Raw genomic sequence first — 17,172 nt, forward strand, 5'->3', positions numbered from 1 at the left:
CCGAAGACCCCACGACCCTAAGGATCCGCCGTGACCGCTCCCGCTCCGCCGGGCGCTCCCCGAACCCGCCCGAAAGCCGGCCGAGAGGCATGGGCAGGGCCGCTGATGGCCCTGCCCGCCGTCACCGGGCTGGCGCTGTTCGTGGCCCTGCCCTTCGCCATGGCCATCGGGCTGTCCCTGTTCAACGTGCGGCTCGACTCCTTCCGGCCACCCGACTTCCTCGCCCTGGAGCAGTACCGCCGCATCCTCCTGTCATCGGAGTTCAGCGGCGACTTCTACCGGGCGCTGGGCAACAACGTCCTGTTCGCCGCCGTCATCGTGCCCGCGCAGACGGCGGCCGCGCTGGGGCTCGCGCTCCTGCTCAACCGCCCGCTGCGCGGCATGCCGGTGTTCCGGACGTTCTTCTTCATGCCGGTGGTCTTCCCGATGGCCCTGATCGCGACGGTCTGGCGGCTCGTCTTCGACCCCGGGCCGGACGGGATGCTCAACTCCGCGCTCGGGTTCGCCACCCTCGGCCTGTTCGCCCCGCACGACTGGCTCGGGGAGGCGAGCACCGCCATGCCGTCGATCATGCTGCTGTCACTGTGGCAGGGCGTCGGTTTCCAGATGGTCATCATCCTCGCCGGACTGCAGGGCATCCCCAAGGAGCTCTACGAGGCGGCCGAGGTCGACGGGGCCGGCCGCTGGCAGCGGTTTCGCGCCGTCACCCTGCCGGGACTGCGCAACACGCTCGTGTTCGTCGCCCTGGTCACCACGATCCTGTCGTTCCGCCTGTTCGACCAGGTCTACATCCTGACCCGCGGCGGCCCCGACGGGGCCACCAGCACCGTGATGCACCTGGCGGTGACCACGGCCTTCGCGGAGAGCAACGTCGGCCGCGCCGCGGCCATGACCGTCGTGCTCTTCGTCGTGGTCCTCGGCCTCACACTGCTGCAACGCCGCCTCGTCACCCAGGAACGGGAGATCTCATGACCGCGCTCACCGACCGGCCGACCGTACCCCGGCCGGGGCGACGGGTCCCGCACCGCGGACCGGCGCGCCGCTTCCCCCCGACCGTGCGGCGCGGGCTCGACTACCTGGTGACGGGCACGGTGACGCTGCTCTTCGCCTCGCCGATCCTGTACATGTTCATCGGCAGCCTCCAACCCGACGAACAGGTCCTCGGCGGCCTGTCCGGATTCGCCCCCGGCGACCTGTCCCTGGACAACTACGCCGACGTCTTCCGCACGTTCGACGATCCGAGCACGGGATACTTCCTGGACTTCCTCGCCACCTCGGTGATCGTCACCGGCGTGGTCGTCCTGGGCGGCCTGGTGGTCAACTCCATGGCCGCCTACGCCCTGGCCCGCCTCCGCTGGCGGGGGCGCGACGCCGTCCTCATCCTGGTCCTGGCCCTGACCGTGCTGCCCTTCGAGGCCATCGCGGTGCCGCTGTTCTACCTGCTCAACGACTTCCGCAACACCCTGGCGGTGCAGGCGGTCCCGCTGGTCGCCAACGCCTTCTCCGTCTTCCTCTTCTACTCCTTCTTCCTGAAGCTCCCGAAGGAGATCGAGGAGGCCGGCCGGATGGACGGCGCCGGGCCGCTGCGGATCTTCGTGCGGATCATCGTCCCGATGAGCAAGCCCGTCTTCGCGACCGTCGCCATCCTGTCCTTCCTCACCCAGTGGGGCATGTTCCTGTGGCCGGTGCTCATGGTCAGCGATCCGGCCGTGCGCCCGCTCCCGTTGGCCATCAGCGTCTACCAGGGGCAGCCGCCCTTCCAGTGGGGGGACATCATGGCCTTCGGCGTGATGATGGTGCTGCCCATGCTCGCGGTGTTCCTCGTCTTCCAGCGCTGGTTCGTGCGCAGCGTGGCCTCCAGCGGAATCAAGGGCTGACCCGGGGACCCCCGCCCGCGCGGAGGGGCCGCGCCGTGACGCGCCCGAAACGTCCCCGCAACCGACGCCGCCGGACAGTGACGGACCCGCCCTCCCCGGTCCGACTTGCGGGCCCGTGTCCCGCGCCGAAAGCCGGAGCTTTCGTTCCCGAAGCACGCCGGAAACATGCACGGCATAGCGTCGCGAGGCATCCACAGCCACCGAGGAGTCTCCATGCACCAGGGAACCGGATCCGGCGACCGCGACGGCGTCCCGGGCGGGCGGGGGGAGGGAGCCCGCTGCCCCGTCGGCGCGACACTCGCCCTGCACGAGCCCACCCCCGCCGACCTGCCCTGGGCGCGCCTGCGGGAGCAGTACGGGGGCCTGGCGCCGGTCGAGATCGCCCCCGGCGTGCCCGGCTGGCTCCTCCTCGGCTACAAGGAGAACCTCCAGGTCCTGCGCGACCACACCCACTTCTCCGCCGACCCCCGTCCGTGGAGCGCCTCGGGCACCGCGCCCGCGCGCACGGGTGCGCTCACCCACGACGGCGAGGAACACCGGCGGCTGCGCGCGCCCATCGTCGACGCGCTCGCTCCCGTGGGCACGCCCCAGCTCGTGCCGGTGGTCGAACGCGCGGCCGTGCGCCTGCTCGGCGCGGTCGCGGCGGACGGCCGCGCCGACCTCATCGGCCGGTTCGCCGCCCCGCTGCCCGCGCTCGTGCTCAACGAGCTCCTCGGCCTGCCCGACGCCTACGGGAGCCTGCTCGCCGACCTGACCGCACGGCTGTGGAGCGGCGACCCCGAACGCGCCGAACCCGCCGCGCTGGCCATCCGCGCCTACTTCACCGGACTGGTCGCCCGCAAGCGCGACGAGCCGGGCGACGACCTCACCAGCCGACTGCTGGACCACCCCCACGCCCTCACCGACGACGAGGCGGTCGAGGCCCTGTCCCTGCTCTGGGAGACCGGGCACGAACCCACCACCCACCTCATCGGCAACGCCCTGCTCAAGCTGTTGGAGGACCCCGACGTGTGGACCGCCTACCTGGGCGGCACCCTCACCCCGGAGGACTTCGTCGACTACGTCATGTGGACCGACTCGCCGATCCGCATGCTCGCCGGGCGCTACTCCGCCATGGACCTCCGCTTCTCCGGTGCGCGCATCCGCCAGGGGGATCCGATGCTGTTCGGGTTCGCCTCCGCGCACGGCGACCCGTCGGTGGTCCGGAACGGGGACGACGCGATGGCCATGGCGGGCAACCGCTCCCACCTCTCCTGGGGCGCGGGGGCGCACCGCTGCCCCGCCACCGGTTTCTCCCGCGACCTGGTGCGCACGGCGATCGACATGGTCGTCGACCGTCTGCGCGGCATGGCGCTGGCCGTCGACCCAGGCCAGCTGACCTGGCGCGCCTCCCTGGCCATCCACGGTCTGGAGCGGCTTCCGGTGACGTACACCCCCACGGGCGAGCGCGCCGAACCCGCGGCCGACGAGGCCGCGCCGACCGCGCGCGGGCGCTGGGTCCGCCGCAAGCGCCGCCCCACGCCGCGGGGCGCCCGCTACCAGGCGCCCCTGGCCCCCGAGCGCGACACCGCGGAGGCCGGGGACGACACGGGCGGCCCGCGCGCCGCACCGGCCCCGCGCGTCCGGGCGGCCGCACCGCGCGCCGCACCGGCCCCGCGCGTCCGGGCGGCCGCACCGCGCGCCGTCGGAGCGCGCTACCAGGCGCCGTTCGCCCCACCGGAGTCCGGCACGCCCGACCCCCTCGAACAGCTCCTGGCCACCTGGCGCCCGCGCGGGTAGGGACGTCCGCCCCCGCCGCGTCCGCGGCGGGGGCGCCGGGGTCAGGGGTCGACCACGACGAGTTCCGGGTACGCCTCAGCGGGGTCGTCCAGGAGGGGCTGCTCCCCGTCGCGCAGGTGGTGGTCGAAGAAGGCCACGCTGTAGGCGCGCACGGCCTCCAGTCCCCGCTCGACGGGGATGTCGCCGAACTGCGCCGCCCACTGCTCGGGGGTGAGGGCGTCGGCCAACCCCAGCTGTTCCATGAGCACGCCGCGGTCGGTGCCGTTGGAGTGCCCGGATCCCTCCAGCCGGATCCACTGCCGCCATCCCGTCAACCGGGGCCACATGTTCTCGACGCCGTCCCAGGCCTGCCCCTGGTCGTTCTCGATCAGGGCCAGCGGTTTGTCCAGACCCGCGTCCACCGCCGGCGCGTAGTAGGGGCCGTCGAGGTTGATGCCGGCGTCCACGCGCTCCTCCGCGAGCAGGGTCTCGGCCGTCGCCGTGCCGCCCCACGAGTGTCCGGCCATGCCGATCCGCTCGTCGTCGATCACCCGCGACCACCGCCAGACCGCATCGGACCCGGTGAGCCGGTCGAGGAGGAACGACACGTCCTCGGCCCGGTTGACCGCGCCCAGCGCCCACTCCCCGGACCGGCACCCCGCGCAGTCGGTGACCAGCCCGTCGGGGAACTCCACGGGTGCGGCCTCGTGGGCGTGGTCCACCCCGGCCACGACGAACCCGTGGCTGGCCAGGTCCTCCGCGAGCGCCGACGTCTGCGTCCGGCTCAACCCCGCGCCGGGGGAGAGCACGACCAGCGGGAACGGGCCTCGGCGGGAGGCGGGCGGCACGTCGAGGCGGGCGTTGGTGCGGATCCGGTGCAGGGTGTCGGCGGGCAGTTCCAGGCCCAGCGCGTCGATCGTGGCCGCCGACTCCGCCTCGGTCATGTAGGGCGCGGTCCGACCCGCGCCGGAGCGCGCCGGGTACCACAGGGTCACCATGAGTTCGCGGGGCCCGCCCACCCACACGTCCTCCCGCTCCCCGTCCACCAGGTGCAGGACCGTGGTGCCCACCGGGTGGTCGCCGGTGGGCGCGGGCAGGACGGCCGGCGGCGCGCCGTGGGGGCGGTCGGCCCCGGCGGCGGGGGAGGCGGTCGGCAGGACGAGGGCCGCGGTCAGGGTGAGCGCGGCTCCGGCGCGGATCGTGCCCGCGGTCGCCGCGCGGAGAGGGGTGGAGGAGGGCAAGGGGCGTTCCTTCGTGGTCGCCGTCGTGGACCCTGTCCACGCTAGGGACGGCCGGACCGCCGGACCATGGGGGCGACCGCCGACCCGCGCGGACGTCCTCCGCAGGAGCGGGGGTGGGGCCGACACCACCACGCCGACCGTGCGTGACCGTGCGTCGGCCGAGGCCCGGGCGTACGCACCACGTGCCTCATCAGCCCCGGGGCACACACGGGTCGGGGGGTGCTCTCCGGCCGCGCCGGGCTCGCGCCCGGATCAGTCCGTGCGGCGCCGCACCCTCTCGGCGAACTCCTCCGCCTTGAGCAGCCGGGTCAGTTCCTCGCGCCGGGGCGCGGACGAGCGGTCCTCGTCGGCGGCCAGGGCGGGGTCGGGGATCTCCTGACGGACCTCCGCCTCGATGCCGAGGACGTCGTGGTCCTCGATCTCCTCGATGCGGTGCCCGTAGGGGTGGTCGAGCAGGTACTCGGCCACGGCGCTGTCCTGGTCGGGCGCGCCCACGTCCATGACGGCGTCGACGTCGTCGATGCCGACTGAGCCGTCCACCGTGAAGTCCTCGGGTTGCTCCGTCACCGGCGGCCCCCTCGCGCTTGCTTCCCCTACCTCGATCATGCCTGGTCGGAGCGGGGGATTCCAGTCATGGCCCCGGAGAGATCGCCGCCGCCGGGGCGCCGGAGCGAGCCCGCGGCCGTGAAAGGCTAGGGAACGCCGCACGAGCGGCCCCGGCACGCCGACCCTCCGTGCCGGACCACGGATGACACGGACGACGAGGAGCGACCGGATGCCAGGCAGTACGACCTCCCACGGCGTGGACACCGGGGACCGGGCCCGAGCGGCCACTCCGCTGGACCGGCGGAGCGAGTGGACCGCCCTGGGCGAGCACCGTACCCGGTTCGGCGCATCGCACCTGCGCGACCTGTTCGCCGACGACCCCGGTCGCGCCGAGCGGTTCACGCTCGACGTCGGCGATCTGCACGTCGACTACTCCCGCAACCTGGTGACCGGGCAGACCCTGGACCTGCTCGCCGCACTCGCCGACGCGACCGGGGTGGCCGCGCTGCGCGACGCCATGCTGCGCGGGGACCACGTCAACCTGACCGAGGACCGCTCCGTCCTGCACACCGCACTGCGCGCGCCGCGCGGGGCGGTCATCGCCCCCGACGGCCACGACGTCGTCCCCGACGTGCACCGCGTCCTGGACCGGATGGCGGCCTTCGCCGAGCGCGTGCGCTCCCGGTCCTGGCTCGGGCACACCGGGCAGAGCGTCCGGCGCGTCGTCAACATCGGCATCGGCGGCTCCGACCTGGGCCCGGCCATGGCCTACGAGGCGCTGCGCCCCTACACCGACCGCGGCCTGGAGTTCCGGTTCGTCTCCAACGTGGACGGCACCGACCTGCACGAGGCGCTCATCGACGCCGATCCCGCCCGCACCCTGTTCGTCGTCGCCTCCAAGACGTTCACCACCGTCGAGACCATCGCCAACGCCACCGCCGCGCGCGCGTGGCTGGCCGACGGCCTCGGCGTGGGCACCGACAGCGAGGCCGTCGCCAGGCACTTCGTCGCGGTCTCCACCAACGCCGACGCCGTGTCCGCGTTCGGCATCGACCCCGAGAACATGTTCGGGTTCTGGGACTGGGTCGGCGGCCGGTACTCCTACGACTCGGCGATCGGCCTGTCCCTGATGGTCGCGCTGGGCCCGGAGCGGTTCCGCGAGATGCTGGCCGGTTTCCACCTCATGGACGAGCACTTCGCCACCGCGCCGCCCGCGCGCAACCTGCCCTTCCTGCTCGGCCTGCTGGGTGTCTGGTACGGCGCCTTCTTCGACGCCCACAGCCACGCGGTGCTGCCCTACAGCCACCACATGTCCCGGTTCACCGCCTACCTGCAGCAGCTGGACATGGAGTCCAACGGCAAGTCGGTGCAGCGCGACGGCCGGCCCGTCACCTGGCAGACCGGCCCGATCGTGTGGGGCACGCCCGGCACCAACGGCCAGCACGCCTACTTCCAGCTCCTGCACCAGGGCACCCGGTTCGTGCCCGCCGACCTCATCGGCTTCGCCGACCCGGCCCCGGACCTGCCCGACGCCCTGGTCCCCCAGCACGACCTGCTCATGGCCAACCTGTTCGCCCAGGGACAGGCGCTCGCCTTCGGCAGGACCGCGGAGGAGGTCGCCGCGGAGGGGGTGCCGGCCGAGCTGGTCCCGCACCGCACGTTCGCGGGAAACCGCCCCACCACCACGATCCTGGCCGACCGGTTGAGCCCGTCGGTGCTGGGCCAGCTGGTCGCCCTCTACGAGCACAAGGTGTTCGTGCAGGGCGCGGTGTGGAACGTCAACTCCTTCGACCAGTGGGGCGTCGAGCTGGGCAAGGTCCTGGCCAGGCGGGTCGAGCCCGCGCTGACCGGGGAGGCCGACGTGCCCGGCCTGGACGCCTCCACCGCCGCGCTGGTGGCGCGCTACCGGGAACTGCGCGGCCGTGGTTGACGTGCGCGCCGCGGGCCGGTGGGCCGGAGCCCTGTTCCTGGCCGGCGCGGTCGCGGGGTGCGCGTCGGCGCTCGGCGAGGGGAGGGGCTGCACGGAGATCGGCGTCCCGGTGGGCGTGTCCCTGGACGTCGCGCCCTCCGACGCCGCGGCGGTCCGGACCGCCGCGGTGGAGGTGTGCTGGGACGGGCGCTGCCGTGGCTCCGAGACCGCGCTGCAGGAGTCGACCGAGGCCGTCGGCGAGACGTGTGAGGAGGGGCCGGACGGGGCGTGCACCGCGAGCTTCGCGCCCACCGGGGGGCGGAGCGGCTTCGTCGCCGTCGAGGACCTGCCCACCGACCCCGTGGAGGTGCGCGTCGCGCTCCGGGGCGAGGACGGGGCGGAGCTCTTCGCCGACACGGTCACCGCGACCCCCGAGACGCTGGAGGCCAACGGCCCCGGCTGCGGGGAGGGCGGCCCGCAGACGGGCGTGGTGGTGGAGGACGGGGCCCTCCGCGAGCGGTGAGCGCACGAACGCCGCCGCCGGTCGTTCCCCCCGGGCGCGGCGCGGACCGGTGCCGCGCGTGAGGTGTCGCCGGTGCCGGTGTCCGCGGGGCGGGCGGGAAACTCCCTTGCCCGCCCGCGACCTCCCCGGTTAGCCTGCGATCGACATGCGCAACTGACATCGAGACCGACCGCCGGACGCGCGGGGCTCGCCCTCGGGGCTGGAGCCGACCCCGTCCGGCGCATCCACGTCCAGCCCGTGGTGCGGTCTCGATGCCGACGACCTCCGTCGTCCCCCGCGGCCGCCCCGGGCGTCGCCGCGCGCATCGAGGCCCACCCGAACGAAGGGTGGTCCCATGACCTTCGACGCGAAGTACCCGACACCCCCGCGCGACGCGGCTCCGCTCACCGCGCGCGACCTCGCGAAATCCTACGGGGACCGCGTGGTCCTCGACGGCGTCGGCCTCGACGTCGCCCCGGGCCGGCGGCTCGGCCTCGTGGGGGAGAACGGCGCGGGGAAGTCGACCCTGCTCCGCCTGCTCGGCGGTGTCGAGGACCCCGACGCCGGGACCGTGACCCGGCCGGCCGACACCGGGTTCCTGCACCAGGAGCTGCCGCACGCACCCGGCACCACCCTGGCCGAGGTGGTCGCGGAGGCGCTCGAACCCAGCCGGGAGGTCGAGCGCCGCCTGGCCGCCAGCACCGCCGCACTGGTCGCGGACCCGGCCGACGCCCAGGTCCTGCGCGCGTACGGCGAAGTCCTGGCCGAGGCCGAACGCCTCGACGTGTGGGACGCGGAGCGGCGGGCGCGGAGGGTCGTGGCGGGCCTGGGTCTGGACGGCGTCGAACCGGACCGGCCGGTGGGGCGGATGTCGGGGGGCCAGCGCGGCCGTCTGGGCCTGGCGGCCCTGCTGATCCGCCGCCCCGGCGCGCTCCTGCTCGACGAGCCGACCAACCACCTCGACGACCAGGCGCTGGAATTCCTGGAGGGGTACCTGCGCGGCCTGCCCGGCGTGGTCGTCCTGGCCAGCCACGACCGCGTGTTCCTGGACGCCGCGTGCACGGGTCTGATGGACCTGGACCCGGCCGTGGACGGCCCCGTCCTCCACGGCGGCGCCTACTCGTTCTACCTGCGTGAGAAGCGGCTGGAGCGGGAGCGCTGGGAGCAGCGCCACCAGTGGGAGCAGGGCGAGCTCAGGGCGCTGCGGGAGGCGGTGCGCACCACCGCGCGCAGGGTCGCGCACGGGCGCGGCCCCACGGACAACGAGAAGATGGGCTACGACTACAAGGGCGGCCGGGTGGACAGGCAGGTCTCGCGCCGTGTCCGCGACGCGCGCACCCGCCTGGAGACGCTGGAGCGCGACCAGGTGCGCAGACCGCCGCGTCCGCTGCGGTTCTCCGGGGCCCTGACCCGGGATCCCGGTGCGGCGGCCGACACCGCGGTCCGGGTCCGCGACCTGGTGGTCCCGGGCCGCCTGCGGCTGGACCGGCTGGACCTGCCCGGCGACGGCCGGCTCCTGGTCACCGGACCCAACGGGGCGGGCAAGTCCACGCTGCTGTACGCGCTGGCGGGGCGGCTGCGTCCGGGGGCGGGCCGGGTCGAGCGGCGGCGCGGCACGTCGGTGGCCCTGCTGGAGCAGGACGTGGCGTTCCCCGACCCTGCGCGCACACCCCGGTCCCTGTACCAGGAGCGGCACGGGGCCGCACCGGACGCGCCGCGCCTGGGCGAGCTGGGGCTGGTGGCCCCGCACGACCAGGACCGGCCGGTGGGGGAGCTGAGCGTCGGCCAGCGGCGTCGGCTGGCGCTGGCGCTGCTGGTCGGACGCGCCCCGGACGTGCTTCTGCTGGACGAGCCGACCAACCACCTCTCCCTGGCGTTGGCCGAGGAGCTGGAGGCGGCGCTGGGCACCGCGCCAGGGGCCGTGGTGGTGGCCACGCACGACCGGTGGCTGCGCCGCCGCTGGGAGGGGGAGCGGCTGCGGCTGGCCGACGGACGCCGAATGGAGGAATCTACGGTGTAAAGGTGGCGGACGGGCGGCGGCGTTGCGCCGCCGCCCTCCGCGACACTCCCGTCGGCGCGGACGCTGGAAAACGTCCGAGCGCCTCGGGCAGTCTGTGCGTAGTCGACTGACTACGCACAGAGAGCAAGGTGGGCATGGCCGCGCCGTTGGACGCGCCCGAGTCGTCCCAGCACGCCGACCCCGAGGAGATCGTCGCCCGGGGGACCGACACCGCGAGCAGATCCCTGCGGCGGATCGCCTGGCAGCGGTTCCGCCACGACAAGGTCGGCATGGCCGGGGGCGTCACCGTCGTCCTGCTCATCCTCGTCGCGGTCTTCGCGCCCCTTCTGACGGCCTGGTGGGGCTACCCGCCCAACCAGTTCAACCAGAGCCTGGTCGACCCGCTCACCGGCGGCGTCCTGCTCGACCCCGAGCACCCGGAACTGGGCCTGGACCCCTGGGGCGGGATCAGCCTCGACCACCTGCTCGGCGTCGAGCCCGTCAACGGCCGAGACCTGTTCAGCCGCATCGTCTACGGCGCGCGCACCTCACTCCTGGTCGCCACGGTCGCGACCGTGCTGTGCGTGCTCATCGGCACGGTCCTCGGCATCACCGCGGGGTACTTCGGCGGGTGGGTCGACACCGCCATCAGCCGGGCCATGGACATCTTCCTGGCCTTTCCCCTGCTGCTGTTCGCCATCGCGCTGGTCGGCGTCATCCCCGACGGCGCGTTCGGACTGACCGGCAACGGACTGCGGGTCGGCGTGCTGATCTTCATCATCGGGTTCTTCAACTGGCCCTACATCGGCCGCATCGTCCGCGGCCAGACCCTCACCCTCAGGGAACGCGAGTTCGTCGAGGCCTCCCGGAGCCTGGGAGCGGGCAGCGCGCACATCGTCTTCCGCGAGATCCTGCCCAACCTCGTCACCCCCATCCTCGTCTACTCCACGCTGCTCATCCCCACCAACATCCTCTTCGAGGCCGCCCTGAGCTTCCTCGGAGTCGGCATCAACCCGCCCACCCCCACCTGGGGCGGCATGCTCGACAACGCCCTGCGCTTCTACACCACCTCACCGCACTTCGTGATCGTGCCCGGCCTCGCCATCTTCGTCACCGTCCTGGCCTTCAACCTCTTCGGCGACGGACTCCGTGACGCCTTCGACCCCCGCTCCTCCGACTGACGGCCCCCGTCCCCTCTCCCCACCCGACCCCCGGGCCGTGCTCCCAGCGGGCCCGACAGGCAACCGACCAGGAGGCAAGGTGACCACGCACCACCGAAGGCCCGCGGAGCCGCACCGTAGGCGGCGCCGGCGGGCGAGCGCGCCCATGGCCGTCACGACGGCCGCGGCCCTGCTGCTGGCCGCGTGCGGCGGCGGAGACACCGGGGGAGGTCAGATGTCGGACGCCGAGTTCAACGCGGGCGAGACCAGCATCGTCAACCCCTCCGACGCCACCGGCGGCACACTGAGGTACGCGATCTCCTCCGACTTCGACTCACCCGACCCGGGCAACACCTACTACGCGTTCAGCTGGAACTTCTCCCGCTACTACGCGCGCACCCTGCTCACCTACACCGAGGCGCCGGGGGAGGAGGGCACCGAACTCCAGCCCGACCTGGCCGAGGCGATGCCGGAGCCCAACGCGGACGCCACCGAGTGGACCGTGCGCATCAAGCAGGGTCTACGGTACGAGGACGGTTCGGAGATCACCGCCCGCGACATCGAGTACGCCATCGCGCGGAGCAACTTCGGCCCCCAGGCCCTGCCCAACGGCCCCAAGTACTTCCAGGAGCTGCTGGCCGACAGCGAGGATTACGAGGGCCCCTACGCGACCGAGGGGGACCCGCTGGAGGGCTTCGACGGCATCGAGACCCCCGACGACCACACCCTCGTCTTCCACCTCAACACGAGCTTCTCCGAGTTCCCGTACGTGCTCATCCAGCCGCAGACGGCGCCGGTCCCGCCCGACGCCGACCGCGGTGAGCAGTACCAGAGCCACGTCGTCTCCTCCGGCCCCTACAGGTTCGAGGGGGACTACCGGCCCGGCGTGTCCCTCGACCTGGTCCGCAACGAGGAGTGGGAAGCCGCCTCCGACCCGACGCGCCGCGCCCTGCCCGACCGGATCGAGGTGCGCATCGGCGTCGACCAGAACGAGATCGACCAGCGCCTGGTCAACGGCGAACTCGACGTGGACCTGGCCGGTTCCGGTGTCGGGCCCGCGATGAAGGGCACGCTGATCACGGACGAGAACGAACGGCCCAACGTCGACAACCCGCAGACCAACACCCTGCGCTACGTCAACGTCAACACCGTCGTGGAGCCCCTGGACAACCTGGCCTGCCGCCAGGCGGTGCTCTACGCCGCGGACCGGGACTCCCTGCAACGCGCCTGGGGCGGGGACACCGGTGGCGACATCGCCACGCAGATCATGCCCGCCGCCCTGCCCGGGGCGGACCCGTCGATGGACCTGTACCCGTCCCAGGACGGCAAGGGCGACCTGGAGGCGGCGCGCGGGAAGCTGGCGGAGTGCGGGCAGCCCGACGGCTTCTCCACCGCGATCGGCGCCCGGGCCGACCGCCCCTCGGACGTGAGCACGGCCGAGGCGTTGCAGCAGTCCCTGGCCCGCGTGGGGATCGACGCCGAGATCAAGCAGTACCCCTCGGACACCTACACCAACACCCAGGCCGGATCGCCGGACTTCGTGCACGCCAACGACCTGGGGCTGACCGTCTACGGGTGGGCCCCGGACTGGGCCAGCGGGTACGGGTTCATGAGCAAGATCCTGGACGGCGCCGCGATCCGCGACGCGGGCAACGCCAACATCTCCGAGTTGAACGACCCGCGGATCAACGCGTGGTTCGACGAGGTCGTCACGGTCGAGGACCCCGACGAGCGCGCCGGGATCTACACGCGGATCGACCGGCGGGCGATGGAGCAGGCCGCGATCCTGCCCGCGGTGTTCGAGCGGACGGTGCTCTACCGGCCGCCGAACCTGACCAATGTGTACTACCACGCCGGGTACTCGATGTACGACTACATGTCCCTGGGCACCACGCGGGAGTGATCCCGGCGCCGTGACGAGCAGCGCCACCGCCCCGGCCGGAAGCGGCCGGGGCGGACACGGGCCCAGAGCCGGGACAGGCGCCGCACCGCGGGGTTCACCGCGCCGCCCGTCCGTCAGCGAGCCCCAGCAGGCCGGCGAGGTGCGCCACGTGCTGGGAGAAGGCGCTCTCCCGGCCCTCCAGCACCCCGTCGAACTGGCCGAAGACCTCGAAACCGACCCAGCCGTACAGCGCCGTCCAGGCGGACAGGGCACGGGCCACGACCTCCTCGGGGCAGTCGCCGAAGAGTTCCCGGACGACCGGGGACGGGCTGAGCGGTCCCGTGTCCGGGTGCGGCCGTCGCGCCGCACGCAGCGCACCCGCGCGGTGCGCCTCCGCCGCGATGCGCGCGAGCACGGCGGTGTTGCGGGCGGCGGGTCCGACGGTGTCCCGCGGGGCGCGGTAGTCGGGCACGGGTGAGCCGAAGAGCAGCGCGTACTCGTGCGGGTGGGCCAGGGCCCAGCCGCGTACCGCGTGGCACGCGGCCCGCCACCGTCCCGGGAAGTCGGCGGTGCCGCGGGCGGCGTCGGCCTCCTCCACCGCCTGTCCGAGCGCGTTGTAGCCGTCGATGATCAGCGTGGTGAGCAGGTCGTCCTTGGACGGGAAGTACCGGTAGACGGCGGAGGAGGCCATGCCGAGGTCGCGGGCGACGGCGCGCAGGGAGAGCCCGGCGGCGCCCTCGGTGGCGAGGCGGCGGCGTGCGGTCCGGGTGATCTCGCCGGCCAACTCGGCGCGGGCACGTTCTCGTGCGGTCTGGCTTGCCTTCATGGGGCGCAGCCTAACAGAGCGGCGATCACATTCGAGAGCACTGCTCTTGACTCCGTGCGCCATAAGCGAGAGCATTGCTCTCGAAAGAGATCACTGATCTCGTCGTTCGAGAGCGAAAGGACACGCCCATGGCGCGGCACGTCGTCGTCGGAGCTGGACAGATCGGATCCCCGCTGGCCAGCGCACTGCACCGCAAGGGGCACGAGGTCACCCTCGTCAGCCGTTCCGGGCGCGGGCCCGGGGAGGTCGAGCGGATCGCGGCCGACGCCTCCGACCGGACGCGTCTGACCGGGATCGTCCGGGGTGCCGACGTCCTGTACAACTGCGCGAACCCGGCCTACCACCGCTGGCCCACGGACTGGCCGCCGCTGGCCGCCTCCCTGCTGGGCGCGGCGGAGGACGCCGGAGCGGACTACGTCCTGCTCGGCAACCTCTACGTCTACGCGCCGCCGACCCGCCCGTTGCGCGAGTCCGACCCGCTCGACCCGCCCAGTGCCAAGGCCCGGACGCGCGTGCGGATGTGGCGGGACGCGCTCGCGGCCCACGAGGCGGGCCGGGTCCGCGTGACGGAGGTGCGGGCAGGGGACTTCTTCGGCCCGGGATGCGTCGACCAGACGCACTTCGGCGAACGGTTCTTCCCCCGCCTGCTCCAGGGCCGGGCGGCCAGCTTCGTCTACGACGCCGACCAGCCGCACACCTGGACCTACAACCTCGACGTGGCCGAGGCGCTGAGCGTCGCGGGCACCGACGACAGGTCCTTCGGCCGTGCCTGGCACGTGCCCTCCCCGTCCCCGGCCAGCGCACGCCAGATCGCCGAGGCGGTCGGGAGGGTCGCGGACCTGGACACGGCGGGGGTCGACGTCCTCCCGCGCTGGCTGGTGCGGACGCTCGGTCTCGCCTCGCCGATGCTGCGCGAACTGGAGGACGTCCGCTACCAGTTCACACGGCCGTTCGTGGCCGACTCCACCGACTTCCAGAACACGTTCGGCATGGCCCCGACGCCGCTGGAGACCGCCCTGAAGGAGACGGTGGCCTGGTGGCGAGAGCGCCTGGCCCGCTGAACCCGGCGCTCACCGCCCCACGGCGGAGGGCCGGTCAACGGGCGTGGTCGAGCCCCTCGGCGTGGAAGCAGACCGGACAGGTGATGTGGCGGGCCGGGTCGGGCATCTCGCTCTGTCCCGGGCTCGCGGCGCGGCGGACCTCCACCGCGCTCTCGTGCGCGTGCTCCACGCACACCCCCGCGCCGCACCTCATGCACACCGCGACGGCGGAGGCGGTGCGCCCCACCCGGATGCAGTCGTAGCACTCCACGTCCGCTCACCTCCTCCCTCGTCAGCCGCGTGACGGATCCCCTAGTTCCTCGCTTGCCCCCCTGGGCCCACGTCACACCTCCAACGGCCACGCGCGTGGATTCCGGCCGGTCCGCGGGCGGAGTGACATCGCCGCCCGCGGCGGCGAGGATGGGTGACAGGGGGTGGTTGGCATGGCCAGCACCGTCTGGAAGGGAACGCTGTCGGTCGGCCTGCTCTCGCTCGGGGTGGCGCTCTACAGCGCCCGCGAGCGGCACGGCCCCGTCATGCACCAGTTCGTGGCGGGAACCGGTCACCGGGTCCGTTACCGGCGTGTCGACGAGGAGACCGGTGACGAGGTCGCACCCGGCGACATCGTGAAGGGCGCCCAGGTCGACGGCGGCGACGACTACGTCATGATCGAGCCCGACGAGCTGCGGGACATCGCGCCGGGCCGCAGCAGGACCCTGGAGATCGACGCGTTCGTCCCGGAGGACGCCGTCGATCCCCTGTGGTACGCCACCACCTACTACCTCGGCCCGCAGGACAGGTCCGCGGCCAAGCCCTACCGCCTGTTGTGCGCGGCGCTGGAGAACAGGGGACGGCTGGGGTTGGCGCGGATGGTGATGCGCGACCGCGAGCACCTGGTGCTGATCGGCGCCCAGCAGGGGGTGCTGACCGCCGCGACCCTGTACTGGCACGACGAGATCCGCGCGCCGGAGGACGTGCTTCCGGCCGTTCCGGAGGCGGACCTGGCCGAGCGCGACCTGGAGTTGGCCGGTCAGCTCGTGGACGCGATGGCGGCCGAGTGGGAGCCGCAGGAGTACGAGGACGTCTACCAGCGCCGGTTGGAGGAGCTGATCGACGCCAAGGCGCAGGGCCGGACGGTCAGCTACGGTCCGGAGCCCGCGCCGAGCACCGGCACCGTCGTCGAGCTGACGGACGCGCTGCGGGAGTCGTTGAAGGAGCGCCGCCGCAGGCGCAGGGGCGGCGGCGCTCCGAAGCCGCGCCGGGAGGCGACCGCCGAGGAGCCGACGAAGAAGGAGCTGTTGGAGCGGGCCAGGGAGCTGGACGTGCCGGGCCGGTCGGCGATGACCAAACGGGAGCTGGCCGAGGCCGTCGCGCGGGGGTCCTCAGCCTGAGGCGGTCTCGATGTCCAGCCCGCGCGGCACGTCGTCCACGTCCAGCTCCGGGCGTGGCCGGACGTAGGGCACCAGGTGCCGCCACCGGCCCCCGGAGACCGCCGTGTCCGGGGCCACCTCCACCACGAGGGCGGGCTCCACCCGCGTGTACGTCCGCCGTTCGCCGCCGCCCCACGCCGCGGGCAGGGTGGGCCGCCAGGGATGCTCGGAGACCGTGGCCTTGCGGAGGCGGTCGACGATCTCCCGCGTCTGCCGGGGCGTGAGCGTCGCCGTGCGGCCGACCACCGCCAGCCGCCCCGCGTCGTCGCGGCGTCCGAGGATGAGCGCGATCGAGCGGGGATCCTCGCGCGTGAAGCCGCCGACGACGGCCTCCGTGGTGACCCGCCGCTTGTACTTGTCCCAGCCCCGCCTGCCGGGGCGGTACGCCCGCCGGGTGTCCTTGACGACGAGACCCTCCACCCCGGCGTCCGCCAGGTCCTCGAACCACACGCGCGCGGTGGCCGGGTCGCCGGTCTGCCAGCCGAGCGCCAGATGGGGGTCGGCGACGTCGGCGAACACCCTCTCCAACCGCCGCCTGCGGTAGCCCAGGGAGCGTCGCCCGATGTCGGCGCCCCCGTCGCGCAGCAGGTCGAAGGCGACGAAGTGCGCGGGTTCGTCGCGGGCCAGGCGCCGGGCCCGGAGCGCGGACGCGGTGTTGCGGCGCAGGAGGGCGTCGAAGTCCAGGCGCCGTCCCGACCAGCGGACGATCTCCCCGTCGAGGAGGAGTCCCTCCGGGAGCGTGTCGAGCGCCTCGGCGAGCTCGGGCCAGCTGCGGGTGGTGGGCCTGCCGGTCCTGGAGTAGAGCCTGCCCGGCCGGGTGGCCGCCAGAGCGCGGAACCCGTCCCACTTGGGTTCGTACACCAGGTGGGGGCCGACCGGCATCGTGGTGACGGTCCTGGCGAGCATCGGAGCGGGCAGGTCCACACCCAAGACCTGCCCTCACTCCCGACGGGATACTCCCAGGTCCGGGAGTCCGCGCGGGGCGTGCGGACGTTTCCCGCG

Annotated in this window: 15 protein-coding genes; 10 read left to right on the top strand and 5 right to left on the bottom strand. The window is 73.5% G+C overall.

Translation table 11 applies throughout. The features are described 5' to 3' along the window. The first annotated feature begins 105 nt into the window (after positions 1 to 105). The 3 genes from ACIBFB_RS08535 to ACIBFB_RS08545 all read left to right on the top strand — a co-directional run bounded on the left by ACIBFB_RS08535 (position 106) and on the right by ACIBFB_RS08545 (position 3,656). The gene (locus tag ACIBFB_RS08535; RefSeq protein WP_397227765.1) at positions 106 to 972 is read left to right on the top strand and encodes a carbohydrate ABC transporter permease; all 867 of its coding nucleotides are present in this window, start codon (positions 106 to 108) and stop codon (positions 970 to 972) included. Continuing rightward, positions 969 to 1,877 carry a carbohydrate ABC transporter permease gene (locus ACIBFB_RS08540; protein WP_397227767.1) on the top strand — a complete coding sequence of 303 codons (909 nt, stop codon included), beginning with the start codon at positions 969 to 971 and terminating at the stop codon, positions 1,875 to 1,877. The genes ACIBFB_RS08535 and ACIBFB_RS08540 overlap by 4 nt, the downstream gene beginning before the upstream one ends. Positions 1,878 to 2,090: 213 nt before the next feature. Next, positions 2,091 to 3,656 carry a cytochrome P450 gene (locus tag ACIBFB_RS08545; RefSeq protein WP_397227769.1) on the top strand — a complete coding sequence of 522 codons (1,566 nt, stop codon included), beginning with the start codon at positions 2,091 to 2,093 and terminating at the stop codon, positions 3,654 to 3,656. A gap of 41 nt (positions 3,657 to 3,697) precedes the next feature. Here ACIBFB_RS08545 and ACIBFB_RS08550 read toward each other — a convergent pair whose 3' ends face one another. Together ACIBFB_RS08550 and ACIBFB_RS08555 are read right to left on the bottom strand one after the other, a co-directional pair. Then, complete coding sequence (locus ACIBFB_RS08550) at positions 3,698 to 4,876, bottom strand: alpha/beta hydrolase family protein (RefSeq protein ID WP_397227771.1); 1,179 nt, start codon at positions 4,874 to 4,876, stop codon at positions 3,698 to 3,700. Between the two features lie 252 nt (positions 4,877 to 5,128). Then, complete coding sequence (locus ACIBFB_RS08555; protein ID WP_397227773.1) at positions 5,129 to 5,443, bottom strand: hypothetical protein; 315 nt, start codon at positions 5,441 to 5,443, stop codon at positions 5,129 to 5,131. Between the two features lie 208 nt (positions 5,444 to 5,651). Here ACIBFB_RS08555 and pgi point away from each other — a divergent pair, with 208 nt between their 5' ends. From pgi to ACIBFB_RS08580, 5 genes are all read left to right on the top strand, one after another. Continuing rightward, a complete protein-coding gene (gene pgi / locus ACIBFB_RS08560) occupies positions 5,652 to 7,352 on the top strand; it encodes a glucose-6-phosphate isomerase (RefSeq protein ID WP_397227775.1) in 1,701 nt (566 codons plus the stop codon). After that, positions 7,345 to 7,854, top strand: coding sequence for a hypothetical protein (locus ACIBFB_RS08565; RefSeq protein WP_397227777.1), 510 nt, complete (start codon positions 7,345 to 7,347; stop codon positions 7,852 to 7,854). The genes pgi and ACIBFB_RS08565 overlap by 8 nt, the downstream gene beginning before the upstream one ends. Positions 7,855 to 8,188: 334 nt before the next feature. Next, the gene (locus tag ACIBFB_RS08570) at positions 8,189 to 9,853 is read left to right on the top strand and encodes an ABC-F family ATP-binding cassette domain-containing protein (protein WP_397227779.1); all 1,665 of its coding nucleotides are present in this window, start codon (positions 8,189 to 8,191) and stop codon (positions 9,851 to 9,853) included. Between the two features lie 134 nt (positions 9,854 to 9,987). Next, a complete protein-coding gene (locus ACIBFB_RS08575) occupies positions 9,988 to 11,013 on the top strand; it encodes an ABC transporter permease (RefSeq protein WP_397227781.1) in 1,026 nt (341 codons plus the stop codon). 145 nt (positions 11,014 to 11,158) lie between these two features. After that, on the top strand, positions 11,159 to 12,895 hold the full coding sequence (locus ACIBFB_RS08580) for an ABC transporter substrate-binding protein (protein ID WP_397227783.1): 1,737 nt from the start codon (positions 11,159 to 11,161) through the stop codon (positions 12,893 to 12,895). A 94-nt stretch (positions 12,896 to 12,989) separates the two neighbouring features. Here the strand turns inward: ACIBFB_RS08580 and ACIBFB_RS08585 are convergent, their stop codons facing one another. Then, a complete protein-coding gene (locus tag ACIBFB_RS08585) occupies positions 12,990 to 13,700 on the bottom strand; it encodes a TetR/AcrR family transcriptional regulator (protein WP_397227785.1) in 711 nt (236 codons plus the stop codon). A 128-nt stretch (positions 13,701 to 13,828) separates the two neighbouring features. On the opposite strand from ACIBFB_RS08585, the gene ACIBFB_RS08590 reads away from it, so the two are divergent. Further along, a complete protein-coding gene (locus ACIBFB_RS08590) occupies positions 13,829 to 14,761 on the top strand; it encodes an NAD-dependent epimerase/dehydratase family protein (RefSeq protein ID WP_397227787.1) in 933 nt (310 codons plus the stop codon). A 34-nt stretch (positions 14,762 to 14,795) separates the two neighbouring features. Here the strand turns inward: ACIBFB_RS08590 and ACIBFB_RS08595 are convergent, their stop codons facing one another. Beyond that, positions 14,796 to 15,011: a DUF2180 family protein gene (locus ACIBFB_RS08595; RefSeq protein WP_397227789.1), complete on the bottom strand. Its 216-nt coding sequence runs from the start codon at positions 15,009 to 15,011 to the stop codon at positions 14,796 to 14,798. A gap of 172 nt (positions 15,012 to 15,183) precedes the next feature. Between ACIBFB_RS08595 and ACIBFB_RS08600 the strand changes: the two genes are divergently transcribed. Beyond that, the gene (locus ACIBFB_RS08600; protein WP_397227791.1) at positions 15,184 to 16,131 is read left to right on the top strand and encodes a Ku protein; all 948 of its coding nucleotides are present in this window, start codon (positions 15,184 to 15,186) and stop codon (positions 16,129 to 16,131) included. On the opposite strand, the gene ACIBFB_RS08605 is transcribed toward ACIBFB_RS08600, so the two are convergent. Beyond that, the gene (locus ACIBFB_RS08605; protein ID WP_397227793.1) at positions 16,123 to 17,094 is read right to left on the bottom strand and encodes an ATP-dependent DNA ligase; all 972 of its coding nucleotides are present in this window, start codon (positions 17,092 to 17,094) and stop codon (positions 16,123 to 16,125) included. The two genes, ACIBFB_RS08600 and ACIBFB_RS08605, sit on opposite strands and share 9 nt — an antisense overlap. Positions 17,095 to 17,172: the final 78 nt, after the last annotated feature.

Origin of the sequence: Nocardiopsis sp. NPDC050513 (genome assembly GCF_044457925.1) — a bacterium.
Lineage (GTDB): Bacteria > Actinomycetota > Actinomycetes > Streptosporangiales > Streptosporangiaceae > Nocardiopsis.